We start from the raw sequence: 13,864 nt of genomic DNA on the forward strand, positions 1-13,864 counted from the left end.
ATGTCGCCCTTACGGCGCTCGTGTTGGCCTTACGGTGCCCATGCCGTCCGTGCGGTGCCCATGCCGTCCCACGGTGCTCACTCCGCGTAGGGGCCCTGCGACGCACCGCTGACGCGGCGCACCCGCTGGGGCTACCGTTTTGACCATGGGGCACGGGCGGCGAACGGTGACGGTGCACCATGTACGGGGCGCGCTGCGCGGTGCGCAGCGGCTCGGCCTCGACACCGTCCCCCTGCTCCAGCGGGCCCGAATACCCCCGCTGCTGCTCACCGACGACCGCGCCCGCGTCTCCCCCGAGCAGTTCGCCCGGCTGGTGCGCGCCCTGCACCGGGCCACGGGCGACGAGTTCCTGGGGCTGGGCACCATCCGCAGCCGGCCCGGCACCTTCGCGATGATGTGCTACGCCTCGCTGGGCTGCCCCGACCTCGGCACGGCGGTGGAGCGCGGCGCCCGCTTCTACCGGCTCTTCCCCGGCGGCCCCAATCTGGCCCTGGAGCGCGGCGCGGGCCGGAGCCGAGAGGCCGTGTTCGCCCTGCGCGGCGGGCTGGGCCCGCACAAGGACGCCCTGACGGCGGCCGAGAGCCATATCGTCGCCGAATGGCTCATGCTCGTCTGGCACCGGGTCGCGGGCTGGCTGATCGGGCGTCGGATACCGCTGCTGTGGGCCCAGTTCGCGTATCCCCCGCCGCCGTACGCCGAGGACTACGAGCCGCTGTTCGGCTGTCCGCCCCGCTTCGGGGCACCGCGCACCGCGGCCGGTTTTGACCACCGCTGGCTGACCGCCCCCGTCGTCCAGGACGAGTCCACGCTCCAGACGCTGCTGCGGCACGCGCCCGCCGGGCTGCTCAGCCGCCGCGACTACGCCACGACCGTCGCCGAGCGGGTGCGGCACGTGCTCACCGGCGCGCTGCGGACGCGCGGCGGCCCGGCCGACGGCTCACGGGCCCGGCGCACCGCCAGGCTCCCGGAGCTGCCCGAGGTCGCCGCCCGGCTGGCGGCCAGCCCGGCGACGCTGCGGCGGCGGCTGCGCGAGGAGGGCACGTCCTTCCAGGAGCTGAAGGACACCGTACGGCGTGACGAGGCGGTCAGCAGCCTGGCCGAGGGGGCCGAGCCCATCGCCGAGCTGGCCTTACGGCTGGGGTTCTCCGAGAACACGGCGTTCCACCGGGCGTTCCGGCGCTGGACCGGGACAACACCGGGCGCATACCGACATGAGACGTGGAGTCAGCGCATCTGAGCGCCGAGGTCAGCCACAGTCTTCCCGCCCGTCCTTACGGTCCTCACAAAACGACTCAGCACCACCAAGGCGCACCGCCCGCACCGTTGGGAGAGCCGTATGCGCGTCCGCACCACCGTGCTCGCCAGCCTCGCCGCCTTCGCCCTGACCTCGGCGCTGCCCGCCGCCCCGGCCGCCGCCGCGCCGGGCGCCCCGACCGCCCGCACCAGCAGACCCGGCGACATCGTCACCTCCGCCCCCACCGCCTTCCACACCCAGCCCGGGGTGCCGACCGCCGCCAAGGCGTGGCACATCACCTACCGCTCCACCACCGCCACCGGCCGCCCCGACGTCGTCTCCGGCACGGTCCTCGTCCCCGACGACGGCACGCGGGGCCCCCGGCCGCTCCTCGCCTGGGGCATCGGCGCCGTGGGCCTCGCCGACGACTGCGCGGTGTCCGGCCGGTTCCCGCAGGGCACCTCGAGCGAGGCCCAGCTGATCGCCCTCGCACTGGGTCGCGGCTGGGCCGTGGCCGTCACCGACTACGAGGGTCTGGGCACCCCGGACGACCACACCTATACGGCCGGCCGGTCCGAGGGCCACGCCGTCCTGGACGCGGCGCGCGCCGCCCAGCGGCTTCCGGAGGCCGGGCTCTCACCGGAGGCGCCCGTGGGCGTCATGGGCTACTCCCAGGGCGGCCAGGCGGCGGGCTGGGCCGCCGAACTGCACGCCTCGTACGCCCCCGAGCTGCGGCTGAAGGGCACGGTCGCCGGAGGCGTGCCCGCCGACCTCCCCACGACGCTGGAGTACAACGACGGCGGACCGGGCGCCGGGCTCGCCCTTATGGCGCTCACCGGACAGGACGCGGCCTTCCCCGCGCTGCGGCTCGACTCGTACCTCAACGACCGGGGCCGCGGCTACGTGGACTTCATGAAGCGGAACTGCGCGTCCCTCAGCACCATCGGCGGGCTCTTCCTCCACCGGTCGGAGGTGACCGTGAGGGACCCGCTGGCCAGCCCGGCCTGGCGACTCGCGCTGCGCGGCTCCCTCTTGGGCACCCGCGCCCCCGACCACCCCGTCTACCTCTACCAGGGCGTGGTGGACGAGCTGATCCCCTACCGGGTCGGCGCGGCGCTGCGGGACCGCTGGTGCGCCCGGGGCGTGGCGGTGGAGTGGAAGGACTATCCGCTGGACCACGTCACCACGGCGGTCGCCGGGATACCGACGGCCCTGGAGTGGATGGCCGGACGGCTGGCGGACGAGCCGACGCGGGGCAACTGCGCCGCGTGAGGCCGGGCTGACACCGCACGACGCCGACCGGGCTGACACCCGTACGACACCGGCCGGGCTGACACCGCAGGGCGCCGCCCCACCCGTCAGCCGACCCGCTCGGGCGACCACCCCTGCCCCCGGAGCAGGTTCCCCAGCCCGGCCCAGGCGAAGTTCATCAGGGTGGCCGTGGCCTCCTTGGCCGACGGCCCGCCCGCTCGCGGGTCCGCCGTCCAGTCCGCGAGCGATTCGGCCGCGCCCACCAGCGCGTGCGCCAGCCCGGACACCTCGGGGCCCGCGAGGGTCCGGGCGCGCGCCGCCCCGCGCGCCTGCTCCCGCGCCGCCGCGCCGATCAGCTGCGTCACGAACTCCACGATCTCGGCCCGCATGGCGACCACTTCACGGGCGAAGGACCGCCCCTGGGTGCGGGCCTGCACATGCAACAGCGTCCAGCCGTCGGGGTGTGCGGCGGTGTGCGCGAAGAAGCCGCTCAGCCCGCTCCACAACTGCCGGTCGGCGGGCGCGCCCCGCTCCACTGCGGCCCGGATCGCGGTCACCAGCGCCGCGGCCTCCCGCCGTAGGCACGCCGTGAACAGCTCGTCCTTGGAGTTGAGATAGAGATAGACCAGCGGCTTGGAGACCCCCGCCAGCTCGGCGATGTCGTCCATGGAAGCGTTCTGATAGCCGCTGCGCGCGAAGGCCCGTACCCCCGCGTCCAGCATCTGCTGCTCCCGCACCGCCCGTGGTACGCGCTTGCTCCGCGTCGCCCCGCCCACGCAGGCCGCCCCCTTCGATCGTGCCCCCGCACACATATCGCGGACAAGCCTACGTGGGACCGCCGTCAGCGCTCTTGCCACCGCCGCCCGACGACATCAAAGTTTCAACTGACCACGCACCGTGCCCCGTTCAGCTCCGCACCGCAGTGCCGCGAAGGAGAACGAACGATGCCGAACCGCCGTCGCACGCTCACCGCGCTGACCGCACTGGCCGCCGCACCGCTCCTCCCCGCCCGCGCGGTGGCCCGTGCCCCGGAGCCGGGTCCCGCGGAGGCCAGTTCCCCGGAGCCCCGCTCCGCGACGTCCCGTTCCCCGGAAGCCCTTACCGGACGCGCGGCGTCCACCCGGGCACGCCTCGTCGCCGCGGAGCGCGTCGACGAGCGCGTCCTGGACCTGACGATCGACTCGCCCGCCCTGGGCCGCGAGGGCCACGCCCGTGTCCTCCTCCCCACCGGCTACGACCGCGGACCCCACCGCCGCTGGCCCGTCCTCTACCTGCTCCACGGCTGCTGCGACCCGGGCCCCGGCTGGGAGGCGTGGACCCGCAACACCGATGTCGAGGCCATCACGGCCGCCACCCCGGCGCTGATCGTCTCGCCCGAGGGCGGTCCCGCGGGCTTCTACTCCAACTGGTGGAACGGCGGCCACTACGGCCCGCCCGCCTGGGAGACCTTCCACCTGGCCGAGCTGCGCCCCCTGCTGGAGCGCGCCCTGCGGGCCAACGGCCGCCGGGCGATCGCCGGTCTGTCCATGGGCGGCTTCGGCGCCCTCTCCTACGCCGCCCGCCACCCCCGCCTCTTCCGCGCGGCGGCGTCCTTCAGCGGCGTCATCCACACCACCCTGGACCCCGTCGGCGTTCAGGACATCCTTACGGGCCAAGGCGCCGACCCGACGGCCCTCTGGGGAGACCCCACCGCCCAGTCCGCGCTCTGGGACGCCCACAACCCGTACGTCCTCATCCCCCGGCTCCCCCGCGGCTACCCGCTCTACGTCGCCTGCGGCAACGGCGCCCCTGGCCCCCTCGACCCGCCGGGCCGCCCCGAGGACGCTCTGGAGCGCGGCTTCGCCGAGATGGCCCAGCGCTACGCGGACCGCGCCCGCGCCCACGGCCTGGCCGTCACCGCCCGCCTCTACGGGCCCGGCACCCACGCCTGGCCCTACTGGGAGCGCGAACTCACCCGCGCCCTCCCCCTGCTCACGGCCCGGCTCGGCTGACCCGGGGAGGTTCGCCGCGCGAGCAGCACGGTGCCCCCGGACCGCGGAGGGTCCGGGGGCACCGCTTGTCGCCGACAGGTGTTACGCGGCGGCCAGTTGGGGTTCCGGTCCGTCGCGGTCGTCCAGCGGGGAGGCGCTGGCGTGGGCGTACGCCTCGTGGTCGAGGATCTTCTCGCGGGCCGAGACGATCACCGGTATCAGCGACTGTCCGGCCACGTTGGTGGCGGTCCTCATCATGTCCAGGACCGGGTCGATGGCCATCAGCAGGCCGACGCCCTCCAGGGGGAGCCCCAGGGTGGAGAGGGTCAGGGTCAGCATGACCGTGGCGCCCGTAAGGCCGGCGGTGGCGGCGGAGCCGATCACCGAGACGAAGGCGATCAGGAGGTAGTCGCCGACGCCGAGGTGCACATCGAAGATCTGGGCGATGAAGATCGCCGCGATCGCCGGGTAGATCGAGGCGCAGCCGTCCATCTTCGTCGTCGAACCGAAGGGCACCGCGAAGGAGGCGTACTCCTTGGGGACGCCAAGCCGCTCGGTGACCTTCTGGGTCAGCGGCATGGTGCCGACCGAGGAGCGGGAGACGAAGGCGAGCTGGATGGCGGGCCAGGCGCCCTTGAAGAAGTTCAGGGGGTTGATCTTGGCGACCGTCGCCAGCAGCAGCGGGTAGACGCCGAACATCACCAGCGCGCAGCCGATGTAGATGTCGGCGGTGAAGGTCGCGTACTTGCCGATCAGGTTCCAGCCGTAGTCGGCGATGGCGGTGCCGATGAGGCCCAGGGTGCCCAGCGGGGCGAGGCGGATGACCCACCACAGGGCCTTCTGGAGCAGTTCGAGCACCGACTGGCTCAGGGTGAGGATCGGCTGGGCCCTCTCGCCGAGCTGGAGGGCGGCGACGCCCGCGACGGCGGCGAGGAAGACGATCTGGAGGACGTTCAGCTCGGTGAACGGAGTGATGACGTCGGTCGGCACGATGCCGGTGAGGAAGTCCAGCCAGGAGCCCGCGTGGTCGGGCTTGGCGCCGTCCTTGGGGGTCAGGTCGGTACCGGTGCCCGGGTTGGTGACCAGGCCGATCACCAGGCCGATGGCGACGGCGATCAGCGAGGTGGCCATGAACCACAGCAGGGTCCGGGTCGCCAGCCGGGCGGCGTTGTTGACGTTCCGCAGATTGGTGATCGAGATCAGGATCGCGAAGAACACCAGCGGGGCGACGGCCAGCTTCAGCAGCTGGACGAAGATGGTGCCGATCTTGTCGAGCGTGGTGACCAGCCAGGCGACATCGCCGCTGCGGGCGATCCAGCCGAGCACCACACCGAGGACGAGGCCCAGCAGGATCTGCGCCCAGAAGGGCACCTTGGGCAGGCGGAAGGACGACGGCCCCTGGGGGGACGCCTTGAGGGCGGACGACAACGGACACACTCCGGTGGAGGTAAGAGGTCGGGAGAAAGCCAGGAGTCCGTACGGGATCTCCGGCCGCCGTGCGCGAGGTGGATCAGCGGCGACGACAGGCCGCGGAAAGGCAGCGGCAAAGATCGATGTGCAGGCGCGCCACGAGCGGAACGCTCGCTGCGATGTGGGGCGCGGCTGCTGTCTTCATGACAAGTACGTTAACACCGCCGCTTTGGGGAACCCAAAGGAAATCTTTGACTTCTGAGGGTGCCTGAGGGCATGTGAGGGCGTCTGAGGGGCGGAAGGACCCCAACGCCCCTCGCGCCAACGGAAACTGGCCCAAGGGGCGTCGGTGGGGCGTGTGGGGTCGCGTGCGGAGGGTGTGAGGAGGGTTACAGCCCAGCGCCGGTCAGGCGCCGTCCTCCTGGCTCTGGTTCGCCGCCAGCCGCTCCTTGGCGCGGTCCACCCTCTCGGCGACCTCGACGGCCATGGCGTCCCGCTGCTTGCGCAGCATCACCCAGCTGAGCGGCGCGGAGACGACCAGTGCGAGCAGCGCCACCCAGAAGAGGTTGGAGGCGCCGAGGCCGGAGGGCAGCACCCGGAAGTAGACCAGGGCCCAGATGGCCAGGAACGAGCCGACGAAGATTCCCAGGCGCATGAGGGTGTAGCGGAACGCGGCGCTCGGCGTGAAGGACACGACTCGTCCTCTCTCCTGGGAGTTCTGTCGGGGAGCTCTGTGGGGACTCCGTGGGGAGCTCTGAACCTGTCCTCCCAGTGAACCACGGCCGGTTTCTGATCAATTCAGCGGCAGCCACATGGTGACGTCGTCCCGGAAGTCGTCATTCGCGACCTTGATCGCGCCGGGCACCCGTCCGACCTCCTTGTAGCCGCACCGCTCGTAGAAGAGGTCCGCCCCGATGCCGCCGCGGCAGGTGAGCCGTATGCCCCGGATGCCGTCCATATGGCGCGCGGCGTCCTCGGCGGCGGCCATAAGGGCTCGGCCGTATCCCTTGCCCTGGTGGGAGGGGTGCACCATCACGGTGTAGAGCCAGCACCAGTGGCGCATCAGCCGGTGGGTGTTGAAGGTGAAGAAGGCGGTGGCGGCCACCGCGCCCCCCTCGTCACGGCCGAGGAGGAGCCGGGTCCGGCCCTCCGTCATCGCGGCGAGGTGCTTAAGCAGCTCGGGGCGGATGTCGTCCTTGACCACGGGCGGTACGAAACCGACGGCGCCCCCCGCGTTCGAGACGTCGGTCCAGAGGGCGCAGACCGAGTCGAGCAGTGCGGGGGTGATCTCGGGGTCGAGTTCACAGCGCAGGGGCATGCGATCGACGATACCCAGGGGGCCGCCAGCGCCGCCGGACGCCCCGGGTCCGCACCCGACCGCGGTACGGCGGCTCAGCCCAGCGCCTCCACCACGACCCTCAGATCGGCCACCAGCCCCCCGTACACCGCCTCCCGGTCATCGGCCCGCAGCACCGCGGAGGGGTGGATCGTGGGGACGATCAGGGCGCCGTGCGCGGGTCCTGACGGGGCGCCCTCCAGCCGCGTGCCGCGCTGCTTGGTCACCCGGAACGACGAGCCCAGCAGCGCCTTCCCCGCCGTGGCGCCGAGCGCCACGACCACCTCGGGTTCGATCAGCTCAAGCTCCGCCTCCAGCCAGGGGCCGCACGCGGAGAGCTCGCGCAGGCTCGGCGGCTTGTGGATGCGCCGCTTGCCGCGCTCGGGGACGTGGGTGAACTTGAAGTGCTTGACCGCGTTGGTGATGTATGTCTCGTCCGGGTCGATCCCGGCCTCGTCCAGGGCCCGGTCGAGGACCTTGCCCGCAGGGCCCACGAAGGGCTTGCCCTGCCGGTCCTCCTGGTCGCCCGGCTGCTCCCCGACGAGCATGACCCGGGCGTCCGGATCCCCGGCGCCGAAGACGGTCTGCGTGGTGTCGCGGTGCAGCGGGCAGCCGTGGCATCCGGCCGCGGCGTCCCTGAGCGCGCTCAGGTCGGCACCCTCCGGGACGAAGGGGGCCGCGGTGTACGCGTCCTCGGGGCTCTTCGTACCGGCCATGGCCCCCGAGTGCCCCGCCCGGCTGCCGTCAGACAGGCCGCCGGGCGAAGGGCGGTACGGGTCACACCGGCGGTACGCCCGCGATAGGGGTCACATCCACCGTACGGATCACCATCCCCGTACCGGTCACACCCGCCGTACGGATCACACCCTCATCGGCTGCGGGGTCTCGCGGCGCGCCGGGTCCGGGCCCTCGAACTCGCGGATGACCTCGTAGCGGGTGTTCCGCTCCACCGGCCGGAACCCCGCGTCCTGGATCAGCTCGAGCAGGTCGTCACGGGTGAGCTTGTTGGGCGTCCCGTAGTCATCGGCGTCGTGGGTGATCTTGTACTCCACGACCGACCCGTCCATGTCGTCCGCGCCGTGGTTGAGCGCGAGCTGTGCGGTCCGTACGCCGTGCATCACCCAGAAGACCTTGACGTGCGGCACGTTGTCGAAGAGCAGCCGGGAGACCGCGAAGGTCTTCAGGGCCTCCGCGCCGGTGGCCATGGTGGTGCGGGCCTGAAGGCGGTTGCGGATCTTGCCGTCCTTCATGTCCACGAAGTCGTGCTGGTAGCGCAGCGGGATGAAGACCTGGAAGCCGCCGGTCTCGTCCTGGAGCTCACGCAGGCGCAGCACGTGGTCCACCCGGTGGCGGGGCTCCTCGATGTGCCCGTAGAGCATCGTGCAGGGCGTCTTGAGCCCCTTCTCGTGCGCGAGCCGGTGGATCCGCGACCAGTCCTCCCAGTGGGTCTCGTGGTCGACGATGTGCTGCCGTACCTCCCAGTCGAAGATCTCGGCGCCGCCGCCGGTGAGCGACTCCAGTCCGGCGTCGATCAGCTCGTCGAGGATCTCCGAGGCCGGCATGCCGGAGATCTTCTCGAAGTGGTGGATCTCGGTGGCGGTGAACGCCTTGAGCGAGACCTGCGGAAGGGCCTCCTTGAGCGCCTTGAGCGACCGCGGGTAGTAGCGCCAGGGGAGGGTCGGGTGGAGGCCGTTAACGATGTGGAGCTCGGTGAGGTTCTCGTTCTCCATCGCCTTGGCGAGGCGGACGGCCTCCTCGATGCGCATCGTGTAGGCGTCCTTCTCGCCGGGCTTGCGCTGGAAGGAGCAGTACGCACAGGACGCGGTGCACACGTTCGTCATGTTGAGGTGGCGGTTGACGTTGAAGTGCACCACGTCGCCGTTCTTACGGGTGCGCACCTCATGGGCGAGACCACCCAGCCAGGCCAGATCGTCGGACGCGTAGAGGGCGATGCCGTCCTCCCGCGAGAGCCGCTCGCCCGCGCGGACCTTCTGCTCCAACTCCCTCTTGAAACCCGCGTCCTGTGTGGTCCCGGTCACCCCGGTCGCCTCCCAATACGTCTGCTGATGTCAGCCTTCGCCGAGACTACGCCTCGATGTCCTCGGGAAGCTCGCCGACCCGGTTCTCCCACTTCGTGGACAGCACGATCGTGGTGCGGGTGCGGGAGACGCCCTTGGTGCCGGAGAGCCTGCGGATGGTCCGCTCCAGGCCGTCCACGTCGGACGCGCGCACCTTGAGCATGTAGGAGTCGTCGCCCGCGATGAACCAGCAGTCCTCGATCTCGGCGAGATCGCGCAACCGGTGGGCCACCTCCTCGTGGTCGGTGGCGTCCGAGAGCTGGATGCCGATCAGCGCGGTGACGCCCAGCCCCAGGGAGGCGGCGTCCACGGTCGCGCGATAGCCGGTGATCACCCCGGCGGCCTCCAGGCGGTTGATCCGGTCCGTGACGCTGGGCCCGGAGAGGCCGACGAGCCTGCCGAGCTCCGCGTAGGAGGCCCGGCCGTTCTCCCGCAGGGCCTGGATGAGCTGCCTGTCCACCGCGTCCATAAGCACGAGCGCCTTCCATTATTCAGAGGTACAGCGAGATTACATGTAGAATCTAAGGCATCAGGACCACAAGTCCTGTAAATCTTTTAGGCGATCGACCATCCCTCAGGAGATGAGACTCACCGTGTACACGATCGAGGGTCTTGAGGCCCGCATGCTCGAGCTGCGGGACCTGGCCAACCGCTCGCGTGCAGCCCGTACCAACGACCGGCCCGTCTCCCGCACGGCCCGCCGCGCGGCCGTCGTCGCGGCCCGCGCCGCGCGCACCAGGCGGCGCTGGACCCGCTAGGGCGTTCCCCGTCCCCGGTCCCCACCGAGTTCCCCCTCCCACCGGCGGTACAGCTTGTGCGGCACCCCTGCCGCGTCCAGCACCCGTCCGGCGACGAAGTCCACCAGATCCTGGATGTGCGTCGCCCCCGCGTAGAACGCCGGCGAGGCGGGCAGCACCACCGCGCCCGCCTCGTCCAGCGCCACCAGAGCCTTCAGCGTCTGTCCGCTCAGCGGTGTCTCGCGCACCGCCACCACGAGCTTGCGCCGTTCCTTGAGCGTGACGCTCGCGGCCCGCTGGAGCAGATCCTTCGACAGCCCGAGCGCCACCCCGGCCACACACGCGGTGCTCGCCGGGACGATCAGCATCCCCTTGGCCGGGTACGAGCCGGAGGACGGCCCGGCCGCCAGGTCCCCGGGCGCCCAGTGGGCCACGTCCGCCACCCCGGCGGGCACCTCGAAGGCGTCCGGCGTGCCGTCCGCGCCGCGCGCCAGCCAGCGGCACAGGTCGTCGCGCCAGTGGGCGTCCCGGAACCCGATCCCCGTCTCGTCCAGCAGCGTCAGCCGTGACGCCCGGCTGACCACCAGGTCGACCGCCTCGCCAGCCGCCAGCAGCGCGCGCAGCACCGAGGCGGCGTACGGCGTCCCGGACGCGCCGGACACACCGACCACCCAGGGACGGCGCCCGCCCACTCCTTCGTGCGGCCCGTACGGCTCATGCGGTCCGTAAGGCTCGTGCGGCGTCTCCACATCACCGAGCCTATCCGGCGGCTCTCACCGGCCAAGGCCCCGCACCACCAGGTCGAGGAGCGCGCAGCAGAACAGGGCGATCCCGATGAAGCCGTTGACCGTGAAGAAGGCGCGGTTCAGCCGGGACAGATCGCCGGGCCGAACGATGGTGTGCTCGTACGCGAACGCCGCCGCGACGATCGCCAGCCCGACCCAGAAGAACGCCCCGGCGTCCGTGGCCAGCGCGTACCAGACCAGCAGGGCCGTGGTGACCACATGGCAGACGCGCGCACCATAGAGGGCGCCCCCGATGCCGAAGCGTGCCGGCACCGACCGCACCCCGTGCGCCCGGTCGGCCGCCACGTCCTGGCAGGCGTAGATCAGGTCGAAGCCGCCGATCCAGGTGCCGATCGCGAGCCCCAGGATGGCCGCGTCCCACGACCACTCGCCGGTGACCCCGATCCAGGCGCCGACCGGGCCGATGGCCTGGGCCACGCCCAGGATGGCGTGCGGATAGTCGGTGAACCGCTTGCCGTACGGATAGACCACCATCGGCACCGCCGCGACCGGCGCCAGCGCCAGGCAGAGCGGGTTCAGGAGCGCCGCCGAACCGAGGAAGACGGCGAGCGCGATGAGCGCGCCGGTCCACGCGGTACGCACCGACACGGCGCCGGTGACCAGCTCACGGCCGGCGGTGCGCGGATTGCGGGCGTCGATCTCGCGGTCGATGATCCGGTTGCAGGCCATCGCGAAGGTGCGCATGCCCACCATGGCGATCGTGATCAGCAGCAGCCGCGTCCAGTGGACGGCGCCGTCCCACAGGTGCATCGCGGTCAGCGCGGCGATGTAGGCGAAGGGCAGCGCGAAGACCGAGTGCTCGATCATCACCAGCCGCAGAAAGGCGCGGACCCGGCCGGGCGGCGCCGGTTCGGGGCCGAAGAGATCGGGGGTCGCGGAATCGGCGCTCACAGCCCGTACTCCTTCCATCGCTTTGTCACCCGATCGGCGGTCTCCGGATCGGACATGACCATGCGCGGCCATCCGCCATCGCGCGCATAGCCCTCCTCGGGCCATTTCGCGGTGGCGTCGATGCCCGCCTTACCGCCCCAGAACTGCTGGTACGAGGCGTGGTCGAGATGGTCGACGGGGCCTTCGACCACGGTCAGATCGCGGGCGTAGTCGGTGTTTCCCAGGGCGCGCCAGGAGACCTCGTGCGGATCGTGGACATCGCAGTCGGCGTCGACCACGACGATCAGCTTGGTGAGCGACATCATGTGGGCGCCCCAGATGGCGTGCATCACCTTCTGCGCGTGCTTGGGGTACTTCTTGTCGATCGAGACGATCGCGCAGTTGTGGAACCCACCGGACTCGGGGAGGTGGTAGTCCACGATGTCCGGGATGATGATCTTGAGCAGCGGGAGGAAGAACCGCTCGGTCGCCCTCCCCAGCGGTCCGTCCTCGGTCGGCGGACGGCCCACCACGATCGACTGGAGCAGCGGCCGCCGCCGCATCGTCACACAGTCGATGGTCAGGGCCGGGAACGGCTCCTGGGGCGTGTAGAAGCCCGTATGGTCGCCGAACGGGCCCTCCGGCAGCGTCTTCCCCGGCTCCAGCCAGCCCTCGATGACGACCTCGGCGGCGGCCGGGACCTGGAGCGGCACCGTCTTGCAGTCCACCATCTCGACCCGCCGCCCCTGGACGAACCCCGCGAAGAGGTACTCGTCGATGTCGCCGGGCAGCGGCGCGGTCGCGGCGTAGGTCACGGCGGGCGGCGCGCCGAAGGCGATCGCCACCGGGAGCTTCTCCCCGCGCCTGGCTGCCACTTGGTAGTGGTTGCGGCTGTCCTTGTGGATCTGCCAGTGCATGCCGATGGTGCGGCGGTCATGGCACTGGAGGCGGTAGAGGCCGAGGTTGCGCACCCCGGTCTCCGGGTGCTTGGTGTGGGTCAGGCCGAGGTTGAAGAACGACCCGCCGTCCTCGGGCCAGGTGAACAGCGCCGGAAGCTGGTCCAGATCGACGTCCTCGCCGGTGAGGACCACCTCCTGGACGGGCGCCTCCTTCACCTTCCGCGGCGGCACATGGGCCATCGCGCCCAGCTTCCCGAACGCCTCGCGCAGCCCGACGAACCCCTGCGGCAGCTCGGGCTTGACCAGCCCGCCGATCTTCTCGCTGATCTCGTCGTACGAGCGGAGTCCCAGGGCCTTCAGGAGGCGGCGGTCGGTGCCGAAGACATTCATGGCCAGCGGCATCGCCGAGCCCTTGACGTTCTCGAAGAGCAGCGCGGGGCCGCCCGCCTTGTTGACCCTGTCGACGATCTCCCCGACCTCGAGATAGGGATCGACCTCGGCCTTGACCCTCTTGAGGTCGCCTTCCCTGTCGAGCGCCCGCAGAAAGGAACGAAGATCGTCATAAGCCATGCGTCCCAGTATCCGGTACGCACTACCCTGGTCCCGTAACTGGGGGCCCGAGCCACCGCCCCGAACACCACACGCAGGGGGAATCGCCTCATGCTACGGGTGCTGATGATCCTGGTGCCGCTGGCACTGAGCATCTACGCGTTCATCGACTGCATCACCACCGACGAACAGGACATCCGCTATATCCCCAAGCCCATCTGGGCGATCCTCGTCCTGCTGTTCCCCGTCGTGGGCTCCGTCTCCTGGCTGATCGCGGGCCGCAAGCGCGCCGCGCCCGGGGGCGGCGGGCGACCCGGCCTCCGGGGCGGGGGCGGCTGGGTCGCGCCGGACGACAACCCCGAGTTCCTCAAGTCCCTCAACGACAAGGGCTCCGAGGACGACGGGGACGTACCGGCCGAGCCGCCCGGCGACCGTGAGGGCGACGAGGAGCGGCTGAGGGACTGGGAGGCCGATCTCCGCCGCCGCGAGGAGAAGCTGCGCCGCAAGGACGAGGGGCCGGGCTCCGGTACGGGTTCCGGGTCCGGTTCGGGGTCCGGTTCCGGCTCGGGGTCGAGCTCGGGGTCGGGGTCGGGGTCGGGGTCGGGGTCCGGTCCGGAGGACACCCCGCCTGCCGCGCCCTGAGGAGCGGCCGGGCGGCCGACGAGGCACGACAACGGCCGGTTCCCCTGACGTGACATGGGTCAGGGGAACCGGCCGTCGCGCT

Annotated in this window: 15 protein-coding genes; 5 read left to right on the forward strand and 10 right to left on the reverse strand. The window is 71.4% G+C overall.

Features of this window, described 5'->3' with window-relative positions; genetic code table 11:
* Positions 1–145 precede the first annotated feature (145 nt).
* On the forward strand, positions 146–1,237 hold the full coding sequence (locus VT50_RS04650) for an AraC family transcriptional regulator (protein WP_046084241.1): 1,092 nt from the start codon (positions 146–148) through the stop codon (positions 1,235–1,237).
* A gap of 99 nt (positions 1,238–1,336) precedes the next feature.
* Positions 1,337–2,506, forward strand: a complete 1,170-nt coding sequence (locus tag VT50_RS04655; protein ID WP_046084242.1) for a lipase family protein — start codon at positions 1,337–1,339, stop codon at positions 2,504–2,506.
* A gap of 86 nt (positions 2,507–2,592) precedes the next feature.
* On the opposite strand, the gene VT50_RS04660 is transcribed toward VT50_RS04655, so the two are convergent.
* Positions 2,593–3,297: a TetR/AcrR family transcriptional regulator gene (locus VT50_RS04660; protein ID WP_075200246.1), complete on the reverse strand. Its 705-nt coding sequence runs from the start codon at positions 3,295–3,297 to the stop codon at positions 2,593–2,595.
* A 132-nt stretch (positions 3,298–3,429) separates the two neighbouring features.
* Between VT50_RS04660 and VT50_RS04665 the strand changes: the two genes are divergently transcribed.
* Entirely contained in the window at positions 3,430–4,476 is a 1,047-nt protein-coding gene (locus VT50_RS04665) for an alpha/beta hydrolase (protein WP_046084244.1), read from the forward strand.
* Between the two features lie 81 nt (positions 4,477–4,557).
* Here VT50_RS04665 and VT50_RS04670 read toward each other — a convergent pair whose 3' ends face one another.
* From VT50_RS04670 to VT50_RS04695, 6 genes are all read right to left on the reverse strand, one after another.
* Entirely contained in the window at positions 4,558–5,883 is a 1,326-nt protein-coding gene (locus tag VT50_RS04670) for a dicarboxylate/amino acid:cation symporter (RefSeq protein WP_107424723.1), read from the reverse strand.
* 388 nt (positions 5,884–6,271) lie between these two features.
* Positions 6,272–6,559 carry a DUF4229 domain-containing protein gene (locus VT50_RS04675; protein WP_206269339.1) on the reverse strand — a complete coding sequence of 96 codons (288 nt, stop codon included), beginning with the start codon at positions 6,557–6,559 and terminating at the stop codon, positions 6,272–6,274.
* Positions 6,560–6,658: 99 nt separating this feature from the next.
* The gene (locus tag VT50_RS04680) at positions 6,659–7,183 is read right to left on the reverse strand and encodes a GNAT family N-acetyltransferase (protein WP_046084246.1); all 525 of its coding nucleotides are present in this window, start codon (positions 7,181–7,183) and stop codon (positions 6,659–6,661) included.
* Positions 7,184–7,257: 74 nt separating this feature from the next.
* Positions 7,258–7,917 carry a UdgX family uracil-DNA binding protein gene (locus VT50_RS04685; RefSeq protein ID WP_046084247.1) on the reverse strand — a complete coding sequence of 220 codons (660 nt, stop codon included), beginning with the start codon at positions 7,915–7,917 and terminating at the stop codon, positions 7,258–7,260.
* Between the two features lie 144 nt (positions 7,918–8,061).
* Positions 8,062–9,240 (reverse strand): aminofutalosine synthase MqnE, encoded by a 1,179-nt coding sequence (gene mqnE / locus VT50_RS04690; RefSeq protein WP_046084248.1) that lies wholly within the window; start codon positions 9,238–9,240, stop codon positions 8,062–8,064.
* Between the two features lie 46 nt (positions 9,241–9,286).
* Positions 9,287–9,748 (reverse strand): Lrp/AsnC family transcriptional regulator, encoded by a 462-nt coding sequence (locus VT50_RS04695; RefSeq protein WP_044571827.1) that lies wholly within the window; start codon positions 9,746–9,748, stop codon positions 9,287–9,289.
* Between the two features lie 112 nt (positions 9,749–9,860).
* On the opposite strand from VT50_RS04695, the gene VT50_RS39505 reads away from it, so the two are divergent.
* Positions 9,861–10,037 carry a hypothetical protein gene (locus tag VT50_RS39505; RefSeq protein WP_167396581.1) on the forward strand — a complete coding sequence of 59 codons (177 nt, stop codon included), beginning with the start codon at positions 9,861–9,863 and terminating at the stop codon, positions 10,035–10,037.
* Here VT50_RS39505 and VT50_RS04700 read toward each other — a convergent pair.
* The 3 genes from VT50_RS04700 to VT50_RS04710 all read right to left on the reverse strand — a co-directional run bounded on the left by VT50_RS04700 (position 10,034) and on the right by VT50_RS04710 (position 13,161).
* Complete coding sequence (locus VT50_RS04700) at positions 10,034–10,708, reverse strand: UbiX family flavin prenyltransferase (RefSeq protein WP_046084249.1); 675 nt, start codon at positions 10,706–10,708, stop codon at positions 10,034–10,036. The genes VT50_RS39505 and VT50_RS04700 overlap by 4 nt on opposite strands.
* Positions 10,709–10,789: 81 nt before the next feature.
* Positions 10,790–11,713 (reverse strand): menaquinone biosynthesis prenyltransferase MqnP, encoded by a 924-nt coding sequence (gene mqnP / locus VT50_RS04705; RefSeq protein WP_046084250.1) that lies wholly within the window; start codon positions 11,711–11,713, stop codon positions 10,790–10,792.
* Positions 11,710–13,161 carry a menaquinone biosynthesis decarboxylase gene (locus VT50_RS04710; protein ID WP_046084251.1) on the reverse strand — a complete coding sequence of 484 codons (1,452 nt, stop codon included), beginning with the start codon at positions 13,159–13,161 and terminating at the stop codon, positions 11,710–11,712. Before VT50_RS04710 ends, mqnP begins: the two co-directional genes overlap by 4 nt.
* Before the next feature lie 90 nt (positions 13,162–13,251).
* Here VT50_RS04710 and VT50_RS04715 point away from each other — a divergent pair, with 90 nt between their 5' ends.
* Positions 13,252–13,782 (forward strand): PLD nuclease N-terminal domain-containing protein, encoded by a 531-nt coding sequence (locus VT50_RS04715; RefSeq protein WP_046084252.1) that lies wholly within the window; start codon positions 13,252–13,254, stop codon positions 13,780–13,782.
* The last annotated feature ends 82 nt before the right edge of the window (positions 13,783–13,864 follow it).

This window comes from Streptomyces antioxidans, assembly GCF_000968685.2.
In the GTDB taxonomy this organism is placed as follows: Bacteria; Actinomycetota; Actinomycetes; order Streptomycetales; family Streptomycetaceae; genus Streptomyces; species Streptomyces antioxidans.

What these genes read in the sequence shown, in the direction of transcription:
- VT50_RS04710 (WP_046084251.1), bottom strand. Translation starts at nt 13,161, where the DNA reads ATGGCTTATGACGATCTTCGTTCCTTTCTGCGGGCGCTCGACAGGGAA.
- VT50_RS39505 (WP_167396581.1), top strand. Translation starts at nt 9,861, where the DNA reads ATGAGACTCACCGTGTACACGATCGAGGGTCTTGAGGCCCGCATGCTC.
- VT50_RS04650 (WP_046084241.1), top strand. Translation starts at nt 146, where the DNA reads ATGGGGCACGGGCGGCGAACGGTGACGGTGCACCATGTACGGGGCGCG.
- VT50_RS04685 (WP_046084247.1), bottom strand. Translation starts at nt 7,917, where the DNA reads ATGGCCGGTACGAAGAGCCCCGAGGACGCGTACACCGCGGCCCCCTTC.
- VT50_RS04665 (WP_046084244.1), top strand. Translation starts at nt 3,430, where the DNA reads ATGCCGAACCGCCGTCGCACGCTCACCGCGCTGACCGCACTGGCCGCC.
- VT50_RS04695 (WP_044571827.1), bottom strand. Translation starts at nt 9,748, where the DNA reads ATGGACGCGGTGGACAGGCAGCTCATCCAGGCCCTGCGGGAGAACGGC.
- VT50_RS04715 (WP_046084252.1), top strand. Translation starts at nt 13,252, where the DNA reads ATGCTACGGGTGCTGATGATCCTGGTGCCGCTGGCACTGAGCATCTAC.
- VT50_RS04655 (WP_046084242.1), top strand. Translation starts at nt 1,337, where the DNA reads ATGCGCGTCCGCACCACCGTGCTCGCCAGCCTCGCCGCCTTCGCCCTG.
- VT50_RS04680 (WP_046084246.1), bottom strand. Translation starts at nt 7,183, where the DNA reads ATGCCCCTGCGCTGTGAACTCGACCCCGAGATCACCCCCGCACTGCTC.
- VT50_RS04660 (WP_075200246.1), bottom strand. Translation starts at nt 3,297, where the DNA reads ATGTGTGCGGGGGCACGATCGAAGGGGGCGGCCTGCGTGGGCGGGGCG.